This window comes from Pseudomonas sp. KH_046_2 (assembly GCF_057838985.1).
The window spans coordinates 4,643,555-4,661,060 of the sequence record NZ_CM174480.1 but is presented as its reverse complement, the minus strand read 5'-3'; the positions used below and the strand labels follow the sequence as shown (position 1 = coordinate 4,661,060).

Here is a 17,506-nt window from a genome sequence, read left to right as displayed (position 1 = left end):
TCGGGAGTGGTTGGCCATTTCCCGTGTCCAGCGAAGTCCGGCCAATGTGGGCCTTCATCGCGACGTACGCGTCCTGCTTGCTGTGGCTACTTAAGCACTCAGTCAGGAGGAGGAATCAACCAGCGGCTGTGGACGAGATGAAGCGTCTTGAGAAAGCCTGTTGCTACACAGTCCGGCGGTTGTGCATCTCCACCCTACACGTATCCCTGATAATTCGGGTGCTGCCGCGCGCAGAATCCGCAGCGGGTTGGCATTTACCGTGAGCTCCGAAAGGGGAGGTCACGCATCATGGCTAATTTAGGCGTTGTTTCCGATGCCTTCGCTCGGGGTCATTCGCAGCTGACTGCACTTTGTGAACTGGCCGTGAATATGGCGCGCAAAACGAGTGAAAACTCTGCTTTGTGGCGTGATTCAGGCCTCATGTCACCTGCGCTCGTTACACCTGCAAACTCCACCGTTACGTAGCGAAAGCCCCGTAGGACGGCCTCGCGTCCTGGTGAATTGCGTTGGTCAGGGCCGGTTTTTGACCGTTGGTCCGCTGTCCAGGCCGCTTTTGGCGGCGTTCGCGACTATAGCAGCAATGATTAAGTGCTTCAATTCCATAAAAAATTGTTATCATCCGCGCCATGACGACGACTACCCTCCCGACTCCAAGCGTACAACTGCTTGAGGTCTCGCCGGAATATGCCGGCCAGCGCATTGATAATTTCCTTCTCGCCCGACTCAAAGGCGTGCCCAAGACCTTGATTTACCGCATTTTGCGCAAAGGCGAAGTGCGCGTGAACAAAGGTCGGATCAAGCCCGAGTACAAGCTGCAGGCGGGCGACATCGTGCGCGTGCCGCCGGTTCGCGTGCCTGAGCGCGACGAGCCGGTGCCGCTGGCACAAGGCCTGCTGCAGCGACTCGAGGCCTCGATTGTCTTCGAAGACAAGGCGCTGATCGTGATCAACAAGCCTTGCGGCATCGCGGTTCACGGCGGCAGCGGCTTGAATTACGGGGTAATCGAAGCCTTTCGTCAGTTGCGTCCCGATTGCAAGGAGCTCGAACTGGTTCATCGTCTCGACCGTGACACCTCCGGCCTGCTGATGATCGCCAAGAAGCGCAGCATGCTGCGTCACTTGCACACAGCCTTGCGCGGTGATGGCGTCGATAAACGCTATATGGCGCTGGTTCGTGGTAACTGGGCATCCTCGATCAAGCAGGTTCGAGCGTCGCTCGGCAAGAGCAACCTGCGTTCCGGCGAGCGTATGGTCGAGGTCGACGAGGAGGAGGGCAAGGAGTCCGTGACCGTGTTCAAGGTCCTGCGTCGCTTTGGCGACTTTGCCACCCTGATCGAAGCCAAACCGATCACTGGGCGCACTCACCAAATTCGCGTCCACACGTTGCACGCCGGGCACTGCATTGCCGGCGACACCAAGTACGGCGATGACGATTTCAGCAAGGAAATCCGCGATCTGGGCGGCAAGCGCCTGTTCCTGCATGCCTACATGCTGACCGTGCCGCTTCCCGATGGCGGTGAGCTGAAGCTGCAAGCGCCGGTCGACGAGATGTGGGCCAAAACCGTGGAGCGATTGAGTGCGCCCATCTGATTACAAGCTGCTGATCTTTGATTGGGACGGCACTCTGGCCGATTCCATTGGTCGGATTGTCGAGGCGATGCATGTCGCCTCCCAGCGTTGCGGTTTTGAGTTGCGCGATGATCTGGCCGTCAAGGGCATCATCGGCCTGGGCTTGCCAGAAGCGATCCGTACCCTGTACCCCGAAATCGATGATGCCGAGCTGATCGCGTTCCGCGAACGCTATGCTGAGCATTACATTGCGTCGGAGGCTGTGCCTTCGCCGCTGTTCGAGGGTGTGGTCGAGTCGCTCGAGGCGTTTCGTGCCGAGGGCTATCATCTGGCAGTGGCGACCGGCAAGGCCCGTCGCGGGCTGGATCGGGTGTTGAAGTCCCATGGCTGGGAGAACTACTTCGATATCACCCGCGCCGCCGACGAGACCGCCAGCAAGCCCCATCCGCTGATGCTCGAGCAGATTCTCGCGCATTGCGAGGTTCGCCCGGAACAGGCGTTGATGGTCGGTGATTCGTCTTTCGATTTGCAGATGGCGCGCAACGCCGGCATGGGCTCGGTGGCCGTCAGCTATGGCGCTCAATCGATCGATGCGTTGAAGTTGTATGAGCCGCGACTGGCCATCGACCGTTTTTCAGAATTGCATGCCTGGCTGAGTCAGCAGGCTTAACCGGTTGTTTTTGGGGTAGATGGCATGACCGACGAATGGAAGGCGCCCGCCAAGGCGAGCGCAGAGAGCGGTGACGACAAAAGCTGGAAGCTGCTGGAAAAGACACTGCTGGCCGGCGTGCAGGAGCAGCGTCGGTCCCGTCGCTGGGGAATATTCTTCAAGTTGCTGACTTTTGTGTATCTGTTTGGCGCCATTGCTCTGTTTTCGCCGCTGATGGATATGGAAAAGGCCGCTACCCTCAGTGCCAATTACACGGCGTTGATCGATGTGACAGGCGTGATTGCCGACAAGGAGCCGGCCAGCGCAGACAATATCGTTGGCAGCCTGCGCGCGGCTTTCGAGGACAAGAAGGTCAAGGGCGTCATCCTGCGCATCAACAGCCCGGGCGGCAGTCCGGTGCAGTCGGGTTATGTCTATGACGAGATCCGTCGTCTGCGCGGCCTGCACCCGGACATCAAGCTCTATGCGGTCATTTCCGATCTGGGGGCCTCCGGTGCTTACTACATCGCCAGCGCGGCAGATCAGATCTACGCCGATAAGGCGAGCCTGGTCGGCTCCATTGGTGTGACTGCAGCCGGTTATGGTTTTGTCGGCACCATGGAGAAACTGGGCGTCGAGCGGCGCACCTACACCTCTGGCGAGCACAAGTCGTTCCTTGACCCGTTCCAGCCACAGAAGCCGGAAGAAACCGCCTTCTGGCAGGGTGTGCTCGATACGACCCACAAGCAGTTCATCAGCAGCGTCAAGCAGGGGCGCGGCGATCGCCTGAAGGACAAGGAGCATCCGGAACTGTTCTCCGGTCTGGTCTGGTCCGGCGAGCAGGCGCTGCCGCTGGGGTTGATCGACGGTCTGGGCAATGCCAGTTCGGTTGCGCGGGATGTGATCGGCGAGAAAGAACTGGTGGACTTTACCGTTCAGGAGTCGCCATTCGATCGCTTCTCGAAAAAGCTTGGTGCCAGCGTGGCTGAGCATTTGGCGATGTGGATGGGCTTTAACGGTCCGTCGCTGCGCTGATTGCGGGGTGACATGAAAAACCGGCCTGCGTGGCCGGTTTTTTGGTTTTTTGGTTTTGAGGATCAGGGGACCTGCACGCCTTCGGTCAATAGCATGTCGATCAGGCGAATCAGCGGCAGGCCGATCAGGCTGGTGGCGTCGGGGCCCTCTGTGCTGCGAAACAGGCTGACCCCCAGGCCTTCGGCCTTGAAGCTGCCTGCGCAGTCGTAGGGTTGTTCGGCGTGCAGGTAGCGCTCGATACGAGTCGCGTCGAGTGCGCGCATGTGTACGGTGAACGGCACGCAGTCGACCTGGCAGTGCCCGGTCTGGCTGTTGAGCAGGGCCAGGCCGGTCAGGAATGTCACGCTGGCACCGCTGGCCGCCAGCAGTTGTTCGCGGGCTTTTTCGAAGGTGTGGGGCTTGCCGATAATTCGCTCTCCCAGCACGGCGACCTGGTCGGAGCCGATTATCAGATGAGCGGTATGGCTGTCGGCCAGGGCGCGGGCTTTCTCTTCGGCGAGGCGTTTGACCAACTCGATGGCGGGTTCACCTGGGCGATGGCTTTCGTCAATATCCGGCGAGCTGCAAGTGAAAGGCAGTCGCAGGCGGGTCAGCAATTCCCGGCGATAGGCCGAGCTCGAAGCGAGTAATAAAGGCAGCATGCGCAACTCCATAAGGTGTGCGCGAATTCTAGCGAGGCTTCCAAGTGACGGACAGGGCTGAATTTCCTTTGACATGGGCGGGGGCATCCCTATAATGCTGCGCCTATGTTGAATGACCCGATTCCACCTCACGTTGACCCGCGCAAATTGGCTGATCGTGGCACCACCCTTCAAGGTGAAATGCTGCTGGCCGATTTGGAGAGACTCTGCGACCCGCTTTCCGACAATGTCGGTACGGTGCAGGCTAAATTCGTTTTTGAACGAGATGAACGTAAATCTGTGGTCATCCACAGCTTTATCGACACTGAAGTCAAAATGGTTTGCCAGCGTTGTCTTGAGCTGGTCACCCTGCCGATCCACAGCGAATGCAGTTACGCTGTGGTGAAGGAGGGTGCGAATACCCAGTCGTTGCCGAAAGGTTATGACGTGCTGGAACTGGGCGAAGATCCTTTGGATCTGCAGTCACTGATCGAGGAGGAGCTTCTGCTCGCCTTGCCCATTGTGCCTGCTCATCATCCGGAAGAATGCCAGCAGCCGGCGGGTCTCGATGAGCCCGAACCGAGCGAGGACGAGGTAACGCGGTCCAACCCGTTCAGTGTATTGGCGCAGTTAAAGCGTGACCCAAACGTTTAGGAGTTAATCAATTATGGCTGTTCAGCAGAACAAAAAATCCCGCTCTGCCCGTGACATGCGCCGTTCGCACGACGCTCTCGAGGCTAGCACCCTGTCTGTAGAAAAAACCACCGGTGAAGTTCACCTGCGTCACCACGTATCGCCAGAAGGCGTATACCGTGGCCGTAAAGTGATCGACAAGGGCGCTGACGAGTAATCACTTGTCCGCTCAAGTCATCGCGATTGACGCAATGGGCGGGGACTTCGGTCCCCGCAGCATTGTTCAGGCCAGCCTTGCTTGCCTGTCTGCTACACCCTCGCTGCACCTGACCCTCGTCGGTCAACCCTCCCTTCTTGAAGAATTGATCGCTGGTCATCCGGCTGTGGAACGCGCGCGCCTGTCGATTACGCCGGCGTCCGAAGTCATCACGATGGACGAAAAACCTGCCCAGGCCCTGCGTGGCAAACCCGACTCGTCGATGCGCGTGGCGCTTGAGTTGTTGCGTGACGGCAAGGTCCAGGCCTGTGTCAGTGCCGGCAACACCGGGGCGCTGATGGCGTTGTCGCGGTTCGTGCTCAAGACCCTGCCGGGCATTGACCGTCCGGCCATGGTCGCGGCGATTCCGACACAAAAGGGTTACTGCCAATTGCTCGACCTGGGCGCCAACGTCGATTGCAGTGCCGAGCATCTGTTGCAGTTTGCGGTCATGGGTTCGGTTGCGGCGGAAACCCTGGGCATAGTGCGTCCACGGGTGGCGTTGCTGAACATCGGCACCGAAGACATCAAGGGCAATCAGCAGGTCAAGCTGGCAGCGACGTTGTTGCAAGGCGCCCGGGGCATCAATTACATCGGCTTTATCGAGGGCGACGGTTTGTACCGTGGCGAAGCGGATGTGGTGGTGTGCGACGGTTTTGTCGGCAACATCCTGCTCAAATCCAGCGAAGGTCTGGCGACCATGATTGCCGGGCGCATCGAGGCGTTGTTCAGGAAGAACCTGGCCTCTCGCGTGGTTGGCGCACTGGCGCTGCCCTTGATGAAGCGCCTGCAGGCCGATCTGGCGCCTGCCCGGCACAACGGCGCGAGCTTGCTCGGCTTGCAGGGGATTGTGGTGAAAAGCCACGGTTCTGCCGGGGTCCAGGGGTTTCAGAGTGCCATTGAGCGCGCCTTGATCGAGATTCAGGAGAATCTTCCCGAACGTCTGCACGGTCGTCTTGAGGATTTGTTGCTTTAGGTGTTTTCGTCGGACAATGCTTAAATGTGACCGCTTGGTTCGATGGGCCATCCAACTGTCAGTTTCTTGCGTCCCCGAAGCGGGGCGCCAACTCTCCGACGACAAGATCATTAGGGGCTTGTTACATGTCTGCTTCCCTCGCATTCGTCTTTCCAGGACAGGGTTCGCAGTCCCTCGGCATGCTGGCCGAGCTGGGCGCGCAACATCCGGTTGTCCTTGAAACATTCAAAGAAGCTTCCGATGCACTGGGTTACGACCTGTGGGCACTGACCCAGCAAGGGCCGGAAGAGCAACTCAATCAAACCGATAAAACCCAGCCGGCCATTCTGACCGCCTCTATCGCCCTGTGGCGTCTGTGGCTGACCGAAGGTGGCGCGCGTCCGGCTTACGTTGCCGGGCACAGCCTGGGTGAGTACAGCGCGCTGGTCGCGGCAGGCAGTCTGAGCCTGGGCGACGCAGTGAAGCTCGTCGAGCGTCGTGGCCAGTTGATGCAGGAAGCCGTTCCGGCCGGGCAGGGCGGCATGGCCGCCATCCTGGGGCTGGACGATGCCGACGTATTGGCAGCCTGTGCCGAAGCGGCGCAAGGCGAAGTGGTCAGCGCGGTCAATTTCAACTCGCCGGGCCAGGTGGTCATCGCCGGTGCCAAGGCTGCTGTCGAGCGCGCCATCGAAGGTTGCAAGGCGCGTGGTGCCAAACGCGCCATGCCATTGCCGGTCAGCGTGCCGTCGCACTGTGAGCTGATGCGTCCGGCTGCCGAGCGTTTCGCCGAATCGATCGCTGCGATCGACTGGCAGGCACCGCAGATTCCCGTGGTGCAGAACGTCAGTGCCCAGGTGTCGGCCGATCTGGAAACCCTCAAGCGCGATCTGCTCGAGCAACTGTACAAGCCAGTACGCTGGGTTGAATCGGTCCAGGCGCTGGCCGCCAAGGGCGCGACCAATTTGGTCGAGTGCGGCCCGGGCAAAGTACTGGCCGGTCTGAACAAGCGTTGCGCCGAAGGCGTGTCGACATCCAACCTCAATACCCCAGACGCTTTCGCTGCCGCCCGCGCAGCGTTGGCCTGAATCAGGAGAAGCTTGCATGAGTCTGCAAGGTAAAGTTGCACTGGTCACCGGTGCAAGCCGTGGCATCGGCCAGGCTATCGCCCTGGAACTGGGTCGTCAGGGCGCCATCGTTGTGGGTACCGCGACCTCCGCGTCGGGTGCCGAGCGCATTGCCGCGACCTTGAAGGAAAACGGTATCCAGGGCACTGGCCTGGAACTCAATGTCACCAGCGACGAGTCTGTGGCAAGTGTTCTGGCGAGCATTCAGGAGCAGTTCGGTGCGCCGGCGATTCTGGTCAATAATGCCGGTATCACCCGCGATAACCTGATGATGCGCATGAAAGACGACGAGTGGCACGACGTTGTCGATACCAATCTGAACAGTCTGTTCCGCCTGTCCAAAGGCGTTTTGCGTGGCATGACCAAAGCCCGTTGGGGCCGAATTATCAGTATTGGCTCGGTTGTGGGTGCCATGGGCAACGCAGGCCAAGTAAACTACGCTGCCGCCAAGGCCGGTCTGGAAGGTTTCAGCCGTGCACTGGCGCGTGAAGTCGGTTCGCGTTCGATTACGGTAAACTCGGTGGCCCCTGGGTTCATCGATACCGATATGACCCGTGAACTGCCCGAGGCGCAGCGTGAAGCCTTGCAGACGCAGATTCCGCTGGGTCGTCTGGGGCAGGCTCAAGAGATCGCGTCCGTGGTCGCTTTTCTTGCGTCGGACGGTGCGGCTTACGTTACCGGAGCTACAATCCCGGTGAACGGCGGGATGTACATGTAATTCAAATGTGACGGATTGCTTCAAAAAAATGTCATACGAGCTGTCTAAAATCCGTTATAAAGCTGCAATCTATTTATAGGCAGAGGGTCACCGGGTTCGAGGAGTGAAGCTTTCAGTTGAAAAGCTGAAAAGTCTTTCTATACACTTACCCACTGGCCAGCTGCCTGAATTTGTCCATTAGGAGTGAAAACAAGGTATGAGCACCATCGAAGAGCGCGTCAAGAAAATCGTTGCTGAGCAACTGGGCGTTAAAGAAGAAGAAGTGGTCAACACTGCTTCCTTCGTTGAAGACCTGGGTGCCGACTCCCTTGACACCGTTGAGCTGGTGATGGCTCTGGAAGAGGAATTCGAGACCGAAATCCCTGACGAAGAAGCCGAGAAGATCACTACCGTACAAGCTGCAATCGACTACGTTACTAGCCACCAGGCGTAATAGTTTGTAATCGTTGCTCGCTGTCATGGAAAAACCGCACTGCCATCATGGCGTGCGGTTTTTTCTTTAGGCCTGATGCAAAGTCGTCATTTGAAAAAAGGAGAGTGCTGTGTCGCGTAGACGCGTCGTAGTCACCGGTATGGGTATGTTGTCGCCACTGGGCACGGATGTGCCGAGCAGCTGGCAGGGCATTCTGGCTGGCCGCAGTGGCATTGGTCTGATCGAACACGCCGACCTTTCTGCCTATTCCACCCGTTTTGGCGGCTCGGTAAAGGACTTCAATGTCGAGGAATACCTGTCGGTCAAGGAAGCCCGCAAGCTCGACCTGTTCATTCAATACGGTCTGGCCGCAGGTTTTCAGGCGGTACGCAATTCCGGTCTGGAAGTCACTGACGCCAACCGTGAGCGTATCGGCGTGGCCATGGGCTCGGGTATTGGCGGTCTGACCAATATCGAAGAAACCGCCCGCACGCTGCACGAGACCGGCCCGCGACGGATCTCTCCGTTCTTCGTGCCAGGCTCGATCATCAATATGATTTCCGGTTTCCTGTCCATCCACCTCGGTGCACAGGGACCCAACTACGCCATCGCCACGGCCTGTACCACCGGTACCCACTGCATTGGCATGGCAGCCCGCAACATCATGTACGACGAAGCCGACGTGATGATTGCCGGCGGCGCCGAGATGGCGGCCTGCGGTCTGGGCATGGGCGGCTTCGGTGCCTCCCGCGCGCTGTCGACCCGCAATGACGAGCCGACCCGCGCCAGCCGTCCATGGGACAAGGGTCGCGATGGCTTTGTATTGTCCAATGGTGCCGGTGCGCTGGTGCTGGAAGAACTCGAACACGCCAAGGCGCGTGGCGCGACCATCTATGCGGAGCTGATCGGCTTCGGCACCAGTGGCGATGCCTACCACATGACCTCGCCGCCAGCTGATGGCGCAGGTGCAGCGCGCTGCATCACCAATGCGCTGCGCGATGCCAAAATCAATGGCGATCAAGTGCAGTACATCAACGCCCACGGCACCTCGACTCCCGCAGGCGACCTGGCCGAAGTCAATGCGATCAAGTCGGTGTTCGGCGAGCACGCCTACAAGCTGGCCGTCAGCTCCACCAAGTCCATGACCGGCCACCTGCTGGGTGCGGCGGGCGCGGTCGAGGCGATCTTCAGCGTGCTGGCGATCAACAGCCAGGTGGCGCCGCCGACCATCAACCTCGATGAGCCGGACGAAGGCTGCGACCTCGATTTCGTGCCACACACGGCGCGCAACATGGATATCGATGTGGTCGTTTCCAACTCCTTCGGTTTTGGCGGCACCAACGGTTCGCTGGTGTTCCGCCGGTTCGCAGGCTGATGGACAGCTGGGTCGACGGTCAGCCGGCTGACGCTTTGTCGCTGAAGGATCGCGGCCTGGCTTATGGCGATGGTCTGTTCGAGACCATTGCCGTGCGCAACGGGCAGCCCGTGTTGCTGGACCGGCATCTGTCGCGTCTGGTGGACGGTTGTTCGCGCCTGGCGATAACCGTCGAGCAGGAGTTGATCCGCAGCGAACTGCTGGCCTACGCCGCGGCACTGGGTGACGGGGTGCTCAAGCTCATCCTCACCCGTGGCGACGGTCTGCGTGGTTACGCCCCCGATTCTTCGGCCCAGGCCCGACGCATTCTGCAAGGCAATCCACCGGCGGCTTATCCTGCCGCGCATGGTGAGCAGGGTGTACGTCTGTTTCCATGCGCCACGCGATTGTCCAGGCAGCCATTACTGGCCGGCCTCAAGCACCTGAATCGTCTTGAACAAGTCCTCGCCCGTGCCGAATGGCAGGACACCGAGCATGCCGAAGGCTTGATGCTCGATCAGGCCGGACGGGTGATTGAAGGCGTATTCAGCAACTTGTTCCTGGTGCGCGATGGCGTGCTCATCACCGCTGATCTCAAGCGCTGCGGCGTGGCAGGCGTGATGCGCGCCGAAATATTGTTTCAAGCCAAGTCGCTGGGAATCCCCACGCAAATCACCGATATCCCCCTCGAACAGCTGCAATGGGCTGACGAAGTCTTTGTCTGCAACAGCGTGTATGGTATCTGGCCGGTGCGCGCCTATGCTGCTCTTCACTGGCCGGTTGGGCCGCTCACCCGTAAACTCCAAACCATTGCCCGTGTGCTACTGGATGCTTGATACGTGAGACGTAAACTCTTGCTGCTGCTGGAAACCGGAGTGGTTCTGGCAGGGCTGCTGTTGGGTGCTTCAGCCTGGAAAATTCATTCGGCGCTGGTACAGCCGCTGAACATTGCCCAGGAACAATTGCTGGATGTGCCCAAGGGCACCACGCCGACCCGCACCTTATACCGACTCGAAGCCAATGGCGTCATCAAGGACGCATTCTGGCTGCGGGTGTATTGGCGCTTCAACCTCGCCAAACAACCCCTGCACAGCGGCGAATACCGCATTCAACCTGGCATGACCGTCGAAGGCCTGATCGACCTGTGGAAACGCGGGGAAATGGTTCAGTACAGCCTGACCCTGGTCGAAGGCTGGAGTTTCCGTCAGGTCCGCGCAGCGCTGGCCAAGGAAGAGAAACTCGATCATAGCCTCAACGGTTTGAGCGATAGCCAGGTCATGGACAAGCTCGGCCACACCGGGATTTTTCCGGAAGGGCGCTTCTTCCCTGACACCTATCGTTATGTGCGGGGCATGTCCGATGCCGAGGTGCTGAAAACCGCTTACGACCGCCTCGATGAAGTGCTCGCCAAGGAGTGGGAAAAGCGCGCTGCAGATACGCCGTACACCGAACCCTACCAGGCGCTGATCATGGCTTCGCTGGTGGAAAAGGAAACCGGTGTGCCGCAGGAGCGCGGGCAGATTGCCGGCGTATTTGTGCGACGCATGGCGATAGGCATGCTGCTGCAGACCGACCCGACGGTGATCTACGGCCTCGGCGACCGCTATAGCGGCAAGCTGACCCGGGCTCACCTCAAGGAATCGACGCCCTATAACACCTACATGAATGCGGGCCTGCCGCCGACGCCGATTTCCATGGTCGGTCGCGAAGCCATCCATGCGGCGCTCAATCCGGTGGAGGGCAACAGCCTTTACTTCGTGGCGCGTGGTGATGGCACTCACGTGTTCTCCGATGACCTGGATGCCCACAACAATGCGGTGAAGGAGTTCCAGCTCAAGCGTCGCGCCGATTACCGCTCCAGCCTGGCACCCACTGCCACGCCAGAGACATCGCTGACCCAGACTGAGCAAAACGGTACGCAGGAGGCCAAGGCTTCGCAGGAGCTGGCACCGATCCCGGCCGCTTCACCGAACACAGCTCCCGAGGCGTTGCCGCAGGTGCCGGCGCAAGATCCTGCGCCAGCCCCTGAAACGCCCGAACCCGATGCAAGCGCACCGAAAAGCCCGCAATGACTCTGACTAAGGACTGCCTGTGACTGGCTTGTTTATTACTCTGGAAGGCCCTGAAGGCGCCGGCAAGAGCACCAATCGCGAATACCTGGCCGAGCGCCTGCGCGCCGCCGGCATCGAGGTGGTGCTGACCCGCGAGCCGGGCGGCACGCCGTTGGCCGAGCGTATCCGTGAAGTGCTGCTGGCCCCGGTCGATGAAGTCATGAACCCGGATACCGAGCTGTTGCTGGTGTTCGCGGCGCGTGCCCAGCACCTGGCCGAGGTGATTCGCCCGGCGCTGGCCCGCGGTGCCGTGGTCTTGTGTGATCGTTTTACCGATTCGACATACGCCTACCAGGGCGGCGGTCGCGGCTTGTCGCTGGAGCGTATCGCGACCCTGGAAACCTTCGTCCAGGGCGATCTGCGCCCGGACCTGACGCTGATTTTCGATCTGCCTGTCGAGGTGGGCCTGGCCCGCGCCAGTGCTCGCGGTCGTCTGGATCGCTTCGAACTCGAAGGCCGGACCTTTTTCGATGCCGTACGCAATGCCTTCCTAAGGCGGGCCGAGGCGGATCCGGCGCGTTACGTGCTGGTCGATGCGGCCCAACCCCTGGCACAGGTTCAGCAATCGCTGGATGCCTTGCTGCCACGCCTGCTGGAGTTGAGCCGTGGCTGAGGCCTATCCATGGCAGGAAAACCTCTGGCAGCACCTGGCCGGTCGCGCCCAGCATGCGCACGCCTACCTGCTGCATGGCCCGGCCGGAATCGGCAAGCGGGCACTGGCCGAGCGCTTGATGGCCAGCTTGCTGTGCCAGCGCCCGAACGCGCTGGAAGCCTGCGGCGAATGCAAATCCTGCCTGCTGCTCAGGGCTGGCAGCCACCCGGACAACTACATCCTGGAGCCGGAAGAAGCCGACAAGGCGATCAAGGTCGATCAGGTTCGCGACCTGGTCGGTTTCGTGGTGCAGACCGCACAGTTGGGCGGGCGCAAGGTGGTGCTGATCGAGCCGGCCGAGTCGATGAACATCAACGCCGCCAACGCCTTGCTCAAAAGCCTTGAAGAACCGTCCGGCGATACCGTCCTGTTGCTGGTCAGCCATCAGCCGAGCCGCTTGTTGCCAACCATCAAGAGTCGCTGCGTGCAGCAGGCCTGTCCGCTGCCGGGCGAGGCCATGAGCTTGAAGTGGCTGGCCCAGGCGTTGCCGGAGTGCTCCGAAGACGAGCGTGTCGAACTGCTGACCCTGGCCGCCGGTTCGCCGCTGGCGGCGGTCAATCTCCAGGGCCAGGGTGTGCGTGAACAGCGCGCGCAAGTGGTGGAAGGGGTGAAAAAACTCCTCAAGCAACAGCAGTCGCCGACGCAATTGGCCGAAGAATGGAAAAATATTCCGATGTTGCGCCTGTTCGACTGGTTCTGCGATTGGTCGAGCCTGATCCTGCGCTATCAGTTGACCCAGGACGAAGCCGGCCTCGGCCTGACCGACATGCGCAAGGTCGTGCAATACCTGGCGCAGAAAAGCGCCCAGGGCAAAGTCCTCGATATCCAGGACTGGATCCTCGCCCAGCGACAGAAAGTCTTGAGCAAGGCCAACCTCAATCCGGCCTTGTTGCTGGAGGCATTGCTGGTGCAATGGGCGTCGTTGCCTGCCTAACGATGACTGTCTGCGCCTAGACTCTGAGTATCGGTACATCCGACCGTCCCACCCATTCGATACAAGTTGCAGCCCTTTATGCTCGTAGATTCCCATTGTCACCTTGATCGCCTCGACCTGACCGCCCACGACGGCTCCCTGGACGCTGCCCTTGAGGCTGCCCGGCAGCGTGGGGTAGGGCACTTTCTGTGTATCGGTGTCAGCGCGGACAACGCGGCCGACGTCAAGGCCTTGGCCGAACGTTATGACGACGTCGACTGCTCGGTGGGCGTGCACCCGCTGGATGTGCAGCCGGGTGCCGCGCCGGCGCTGGACTGGTTGTTGCAGGAGCTCAATCACCCGCGGGTGGTGGCGATTGGCGAAACCGGCCTGGACTATCACTACGAACCGGAAGCGGCAGAGTTGCAGCAGCAGTCGTTCCGCCTGCACCTGCAAGCGGCGCAGCAGACCGGGAAACCTGTGATCATCCACACCCGTGGCGCCCGCGCCGATACCCTGGACCTGTTGCGTGAAGCGGCGCTGCCCCAGGCGGGCGTGCTGCATTGCTTCACCGAAGACTGGGAGATGGCGAAGGCTGCGCTGGACATGGGCTATTACATTTCCCTGTCCGGGATTGTCACTTTCCGCAATGCCGACGCATTGCGCGATGTGGCCAGCAAGGTACCGGCCGACCGATTGCTGGTGGAAACCGACTCGCCGTACCTGGCGCCGATTCCCTATCGCGGCAAGCCAAACCTGCCGCAGTACGTGCGTGAAGTTGCGGAATTTCTGGCAATGTTGCGTGGTGAGCCTTACGAGCGGTTTGCCGAGCAGACCACTGAGAACTTCAAGCGGTTGTTTCCGTTGGCGCATGTGAAATCAGTTTAGGGTTCGAAGCCGCTTTCGCGAGCAGGCTCGCTCCCACAAGGTTAAATCGCAGGCAAAAAAAACCCGGGTTCTGGGGGGTGAATCCGGGTTAAGACCATTAGGAGTAAAACAATGGCACGCGGTCCGTTGGTACCAATATCGGCGTGACACTTGGGGGAGATGCCCCGCCGACAGTTCAAGTATTGATCAGGATTGCGCCTCGTCCAGTTTAGCGGCCCGGGTTTTTAAACAAATTTGGAATACGTGCGCTTCGGAAGAGTTCTCATCACCCTGTAAACGTGCGCGGAATGACCAGAAAGCGCAGATATGGTCGGATGATCCGTGCATTTTTGTGCAAGTTAGGCATAATACGCGGCTTCGATTTTGACCCCGACAGACCTTTTCTTATGCATAAAGAACCTCGTAAGGTCCGTGAATTTCGTCGCCGCGAGCAGGAAATTCTCGATACCGCGCTCAAGCTGTTCCTCGACCAAGGTGAAGACAGTGTCACCGTCGAGATGATTGCTGATGCCGTCGGTATCGGCAAAGGCACGATCTACAAGCACTTCAAATCCAAGGCGGAAATCTATCTGCGCCTGATGCTCGACTACGAGCGCGATTTGAACGCTCTGCTGCATTCGGCCGATGTCGACAAGGACAAGGAAGCCCTGTCCCGGGCCTACTTCGAATTCCGCATGCGCGATCCGCAACGCTATCGCCTGTTCGACCGTCTCGAAGAGAAAGTGGTCAAGGGCAACCAGGTGCCGGAGATGATCGAGGAACTGCACAAGATCCGTGCCTCGAACTTCGAACGCCTGACCCTGCTGATCAAGGGGCGGATCAGCGAAGGCAAGCTTGAGGACGTGCCACCTTACTTCCACTACTGCGCGTCCTGGGCGCTGGTGCACGGTGCTGTCGCGCTGTATCACTCGCCGTTCTGGAGCAATGTGCTGGAAGATCAGGAAGGTTTCTTCCAGTTCCTGATGGACATCGGCGTGCGCATGGGCAACAAGCGCAAGCGCGACACCGACACTTCCGGCAGCTGAGCCATTCAGTTGCCTTATTGCGCCATGATTTCGCTACATGGCGCAGTAGCGCAGGAATATACTCAGGTAGAGGACTTGCTAAAACTTGATTTCTGAGTCAAGTTTTAGCGGCCCGATATTCTTCCGCCGGAGTGAGCATGATCGTTGACCGTCAAGGCAGGCGTTTTCGCAACTTGCGAATCAGTCTGACCTCAGCCTGCAATTACGCCTGTACCTACTGCGTGCCCAATGGCAAGCGGCTGGTGGCTGCGCAGGATGAGTTGTCGGCCGAAGCCATGGCGCGCGGCGTGGCTTATCTGATTGAAGCGGCGGGCATCGAGCGTCTGCGCATTACCGGCGGCGAGCCGCTGGTCAGTCCGAAACTCGAAGCGTTCATGACGGCGGTCGGGCAGATGGGCCTGGAAGACATCAGCCTGACCACCAATGGCCAGTTGCTGGCGAAGAAACTGCCGCTGCTGGTGAACGCCGGCATTCGGCGCCTTAACGTTTCCCTCGATACCCTCGATGCCAGTGCGTTCCGCGGCATTGCCCGGGGCGGCGACCTGGCCACCGTGCTCGACGGCATGAGCGAGGCCAGTGCGGCGGGCATGAAGATCAAGGTCAACATGGTGCCGCTGCGCGGACAGAACCTCGATCAAGTGATGCCGCTGCTCGACTACTGCCTGGAGCGCGGTTATGAACTGCGCTTCATCGAACTGATGCGCATGGGCCACCTGGCCAACGATTCCAATGCCTTTCTGCAACAGTTCGTCAGCCTCCAGCAATTGCTCAGCCTGATCGGCGAGCGCTACGATTATCTGCAAGCCGACGCACCTGTCGATGCGACAGCGGTGCGCTATGAAATTCCGGGGCAAGGCCATTTCGGCGTGATCGCCAACGAGAGCGTGCCTTTCTGCCGTACCTGCTCGCGACTTCGTTTGTCTTCTACCGGCTGGCTGCATGGCTGCCTGTCGTCGAGCAATCGCCATTACATCGGCGACCTGCTGGACAAACCGCGCCATCAGGCCCTGCCGGCGCTGCAGAGACTCTTGGTGAAAGCCTTGGGTGACAAGCAGGAAGTGGCGTTCTCTGGTGGTGCGACTGTGATGAAAATTATCGGCGGTTGATCCGGCCTCATCGCGGGCAAGCCATGCTCCCACAAGGTTTTGCGTAAACCCTGTGGGAGCGTGGCTTGCCCGCGATTGCATTTGATCAGGCAATGATCAACTTGGACTGGCGCGGAAGCTGCATCCTACGGCCATTCGCCGGTTTTCCGACACCGGCCTCTGGAGGATAGGATGCGTAGCCTGGTTTTGCTGCTGGCCGTTTTGGCACTTGGTGGCTGCATGAACGTCAGCGATATGGCCGAAGGGACTCGTTACCATATGAGCGATGCGGGGTTGCTCGACCACAGTGACAGCCGTCGCGTAAACAACCTGCGCATTCAACCGGACTCGTTCGTCTACATCGCCCAGGGCGCTTTCATGCCGCCAGGCAGCGCCGTTTACCCGCGGCCCAACGTGATTGCCGAAGTCGCGTTCGATGGCTTCGTCGAATACTTCCCGATGGTCCGCCGTGCCCGCACGCCGGAAGGGCTCGACCAGGCCATGGGCGAAGCCCGTGCCGCCGGTGCGCACTATCTGCTCTATACCCGGTTTGCCAAGTCTGACGACCGTATCGGCAACTCGGACGAGTGGCTGGACCAGGAAGCCCTGGATCGTCTCGGTATCGACAGCGGTATGATTCAGATCATGTTGATCGAGACCAGCACCCAGTATTTGATTGATACTGCAACCATCAAGAGTCGTGGCGGTTTACTGACGTTCCACGATAAAAAACCCGAAGACCTGATGGGCCCGCCGCTGGAGCAATACGCGCGCAGCCTGCTGGGCCTCAGTGACCAGTAATCCCGAGGAGAACGCCATGAGTGGCCCGCAAAAAGCCAACGACCTACTGGGGCAAATCCCCAAGACCAAAGGCTTGCCGCCGGTGCACCTGTGGAATCCCGATTTCTGCGGCGACATCGACATGCGCATCGCCCGGGACGGCACCTGGTATTACCTGGGCACGCCGATCGGGCGCAAGCCGATGGTCAAACTGTTCTCCACCATCATTCGCCGCGACGGCGATGATTATTTCCTGATCACGCCGGTCGAAAAAGTCGGAATCAAGGTCGACGATGCGCCCTTTGTGGCGATTGCGGTAGACGCGGAAGGCGAGGGCGAGGCGCAGCTGTTGCGCTTTACCACCAATGTCGATGAAACCACCGAGGCCGGTGCAGGGCATCCGATGCGCGTGGTCATCGACCCGGTAACGCAAGAGCCAGCCCCCTACGTGCATGTACGCAGCAATCTGGAAGCCTTGATCCATCGCAACGTGTTCTATCAATTGGTGGAGCTGGCGGTGAGTCGCGAGATCGACGGCCAGCGCTGGCTCGGTGTATGGAGTGGCGGCGAGTTCTTCACCATCGGCCTTGAGCCCTGACGCATAACTCTGTGGGAGCGGGCTTGTCCGCGAAGAGGTCCTGACACTCAACACATGATCTGGCTCTAACTTGCCTTGCGTAGCGCCTCAACCAATTCCCGCGTGCACATTCCTGATAGCGCAATATTCT

Annotated in this window: 20 protein-coding genes; 19 read left to right on the top strand and 1 reads right to left on the bottom strand. The window is 59.7% G+C overall.

The genetic code is table 11. The features are described 5' to 3' along the window. Positions 1-626: 626 nt before the first annotated feature. The 3 genes from rluC to AC3IX1_RS21065 are packed head-to-tail and all read left to right on the top strand — an operon-like array spanning position 627 to position 3,252. The gene (rluC, locus tag AC3IX1_RS21075) at positions 627-1,589 is read left to right on the top strand and encodes a 23S rRNA pseudouridine(955/2504/2580) synthase RluC (protein WP_095942602.1); all 963 of its coding nucleotides are present in this window, start codon (positions 627-629) and stop codon (positions 1,587-1,589) included. Next, positions 1,576-2,238, top strand: coding sequence for an HAD-IA family hydrolase (locus AC3IX1_RS21070; protein ID WP_489385679.1), 663 nt, complete (start codon positions 1,576-1,578; stop codon positions 2,236-2,238). The genes rluC and AC3IX1_RS21070 overlap by 14 nt, the downstream gene beginning before the upstream one ends. 24 nt (positions 2,239-2,262) lie before the next feature. Further along, entirely contained in the window at positions 2,263-3,252 is a 990-nt protein-coding gene (locus AC3IX1_RS21065; protein ID WP_489385678.1) for a S49 family peptidase, read from the top strand. A 62-nt stretch (positions 3,253-3,314) separates the two neighbouring features. On the opposite strand, the gene AC3IX1_RS21060 is transcribed toward AC3IX1_RS21065, so the two are convergent. Continuing rightward, the gene (locus AC3IX1_RS21060; protein WP_489385677.1) at positions 3,315-3,893 is read right to left on the bottom strand and encodes a Maf family protein; all 579 of its coding nucleotides are present in this window, start codon (positions 3,891-3,893) and stop codon (positions 3,315-3,317) included. A gap of 105 nt (positions 3,894-3,998) precedes the next feature. On the opposite strand from AC3IX1_RS21060, the gene AC3IX1_RS21055 reads away from it, so the two are divergent. The 16 genes from AC3IX1_RS21055 (at position 3,999) to AC3IX1_RS20980 (ending at position 17,376) form a co-directional block, all read left to right on the top strand. Beyond that, positions 3,999-4,526, top strand: a complete 528-nt coding sequence (locus AC3IX1_RS21055) for a YceD family protein (RefSeq protein ID WP_008050439.1) — start codon at positions 3,999-4,001, stop codon at positions 4,524-4,526. Between the two features lie 13 nt (positions 4,527-4,539). Next, positions 4,540-4,722 carry a 50S ribosomal protein L32 gene (rpmF, locus tag AC3IX1_RS21050; RefSeq protein WP_003179396.1) on the top strand — a complete coding sequence of 61 codons (183 nt, stop codon included), beginning with the start codon at positions 4,540-4,542 and terminating at the stop codon, positions 4,720-4,722. Positions 4,723-4,726: 4 nt separating this feature from the next. Continuing rightward, positions 4,727-5,737 carry a phosphate acyltransferase PlsX gene (plsX, locus tag AC3IX1_RS21045; RefSeq protein ID WP_489385676.1) on the top strand — a complete coding sequence of 337 codons (1,011 nt, stop codon included), beginning with the start codon at positions 4,727-4,729 and terminating at the stop codon, positions 5,735-5,737. A gap of 125 nt (positions 5,738-5,862) precedes the next feature. Further along, a complete protein-coding gene (fabD, locus tag AC3IX1_RS21040; RefSeq protein ID WP_489385675.1) occupies positions 5,863-6,801 on the top strand; it encodes an ACP S-malonyltransferase in 939 nt (312 codons plus the stop codon). 16 nt (positions 6,802-6,817) lie between these two features. Beyond that, positions 6,818-7,558 carry a 3-oxoacyl-ACP reductase FabG gene (gene fabG, locus AC3IX1_RS21035; RefSeq protein WP_007987168.1) on the top strand — a complete coding sequence of 247 codons (741 nt, stop codon included), beginning with the start codon at positions 6,818-6,820 and terminating at the stop codon, positions 7,556-7,558. Positions 7,559-7,754: 196 nt separating this feature from the next. Then, a complete protein-coding gene (gene acpP, locus AC3IX1_RS21030; protein ID WP_003175607.1) occupies positions 7,755-7,991 on the top strand; it encodes an acyl carrier protein in 237 nt (78 codons plus the stop codon). Positions 7,992-8,100: 109 nt separating this feature from the next. After that, complete coding sequence (gene fabF / locus AC3IX1_RS21025) at positions 8,101-9,345, top strand: beta-ketoacyl-ACP synthase II (protein WP_489385674.1); 1,245 nt, start codon at positions 8,101-8,103, stop codon at positions 9,343-9,345. After that, positions 9,345-10,160: an aminodeoxychorismate lyase gene (pabC, locus tag AC3IX1_RS21020; RefSeq protein WP_489385673.1), complete on the top strand. Its 816-nt coding sequence runs from the start codon at positions 9,345-9,347 to the stop codon at positions 10,158-10,160. The genes fabF and pabC overlap by 1 nt, the downstream gene beginning before the upstream one ends. Positions 10,161-10,163: 3 nt before the next feature. Next, a complete protein-coding gene (mltG, locus tag AC3IX1_RS21015) occupies positions 10,164-11,396 on the top strand; it encodes an endolytic transglycosylase MltG (protein ID WP_489385672.1) in 1,233 nt (410 codons plus the stop codon). Between the two features lie 19 nt (positions 11,397-11,415). Continuing rightward, a complete protein-coding gene (tmk, locus tag AC3IX1_RS21010) occupies positions 11,416-12,048 on the top strand; it encodes a dTMP kinase (RefSeq protein WP_489385671.1) in 633 nt (210 codons plus the stop codon). After that, positions 12,041-13,021: a DNA polymerase III subunit delta' gene (locus tag AC3IX1_RS21005; protein WP_489385670.1), complete on the top strand. Its 981-nt coding sequence runs from the start codon at positions 12,041-12,043 to the stop codon at positions 13,019-13,021. The genes tmk and AC3IX1_RS21005 overlap by 8 nt, the downstream gene beginning before the upstream one ends. Before the next feature lie 78 nt (positions 13,022-13,099). After that, entirely contained in the window at positions 13,100-13,888 is a 789-nt protein-coding gene (locus AC3IX1_RS21000; protein ID WP_489385669.1) for a TatD family hydrolase, read from the top strand. A 386-nt stretch (positions 13,889-14,274) separates the two neighbouring features. After that, on the top strand, positions 14,275-14,913 hold the full coding sequence (locus AC3IX1_RS20995; protein ID WP_489385668.1) for a TetR/AcrR family transcriptional regulator: 639 nt from the start codon (positions 14,275-14,277) through the stop codon (positions 14,911-14,913). Positions 14,914-15,050: 137 nt separating this feature from the next. Then, complete coding sequence (locus tag AC3IX1_RS20990; RefSeq protein WP_489385667.1) at positions 15,051-16,019, top strand: GTP 3',8-cyclase MoaA; 969 nt, start codon at positions 15,051-15,053, stop codon at positions 16,017-16,019. A gap of 171 nt (positions 16,020-16,190) precedes the next feature. Continuing rightward, positions 16,191-16,799, top strand: a complete 609-nt coding sequence (locus AC3IX1_RS20985) for a DUF4823 domain-containing protein (protein ID WP_057713723.1) — start codon at positions 16,191-16,193, stop codon at positions 16,797-16,799. Between the two features lie 16 nt (positions 16,800-16,815). Continuing rightward, positions 16,816-17,376, top strand: coding sequence for a DUF1285 domain-containing protein (locus tag AC3IX1_RS20980; RefSeq protein ID WP_489385666.1), 561 nt, complete (start codon positions 16,816-16,818; stop codon positions 17,374-17,376). Positions 17,377-17,506: the final 130 nt, after the last annotated feature.

Bases quoted from the DNA above. Each gene is read 5' to 3' on its own strand.
- rluC (WP_095942602.1), top strand. From the start codon at position 627: ATGACGACGACTACCCTCCCGACTCCAAGCGTACAACTGCTTGAGGTC.
- AC3IX1_RS21065 (WP_489385678.1), top strand. From the start codon at position 2,263: ATGACCGACGAATGGAAGGCGCCCGCCAAGGCGAGCGCAGAGAGCGGT.
- AC3IX1_RS21060 (WP_489385677.1), bottom strand. From the start codon at position 3,893: ATGCTGCCTTTATTACTCGCTTCGAGCTCGGCCTATCGCCGGGAATTG.
- AC3IX1_RS21055 (WP_008050439.1), top strand. From the start codon at position 3,999: ATGTTGAATGACCCGATTCCACCTCACGTTGACCCGCGCAAATTGGCT.
- rpmF (WP_003179396.1), top strand. From the start codon at position 4,540: ATGGCTGTTCAGCAGAACAAAAAATCCCGCTCTGCCCGTGACATGCGC.
- fabD (WP_489385675.1), top strand. From the start codon at position 5,863: ATGTCTGCTTCCCTCGCATTCGTCTTTCCAGGACAGGGTTCGCAGTCC.
- fabG (WP_007987168.1), top strand. From the start codon at position 6,818: ATGAGTCTGCAAGGTAAAGTTGCACTGGTCACCGGTGCAAGCCGTGGC.
- acpP (WP_003175607.1), top strand. From the start codon at position 7,755: ATGAGCACCATCGAAGAGCGCGTCAAGAAAATCGTTGCTGAGCAACTG.
- pabC (WP_489385673.1), top strand. From the start codon at position 9,345: ATGGACAGCTGGGTCGACGGTCAGCCGGCTGACGCTTTGTCGCTGAAG.
- AC3IX1_RS21000 (WP_489385669.1), top strand. From the start codon at position 13,100: ATGCTCGTAGATTCCCATTGTCACCTTGATCGCCTCGACCTGACCGCC.
- AC3IX1_RS20995 (WP_489385668.1), top strand. From the start codon at position 14,275: ATGCATAAAGAACCTCGTAAGGTCCGTGAATTTCGTCGCCGCGAGCAG.
- AC3IX1_RS20990 (WP_489385667.1), top strand. From the start codon at position 15,051: ATGATCGTTGACCGTCAAGGCAGGCGTTTTCGCAACTTGCGAATCAGT.
- AC3IX1_RS20985 (WP_057713723.1), top strand. From the start codon at position 16,191: ATGCGTAGCCTGGTTTTGCTGCTGGCCGTTTTGGCACTTGGTGGCTGC.
- AC3IX1_RS20980 (WP_489385666.1), top strand. From the start codon at position 16,816: ATGAGTGGCCCGCAAAAAGCCAACGACCTACTGGGGCAAATCCCCAAG.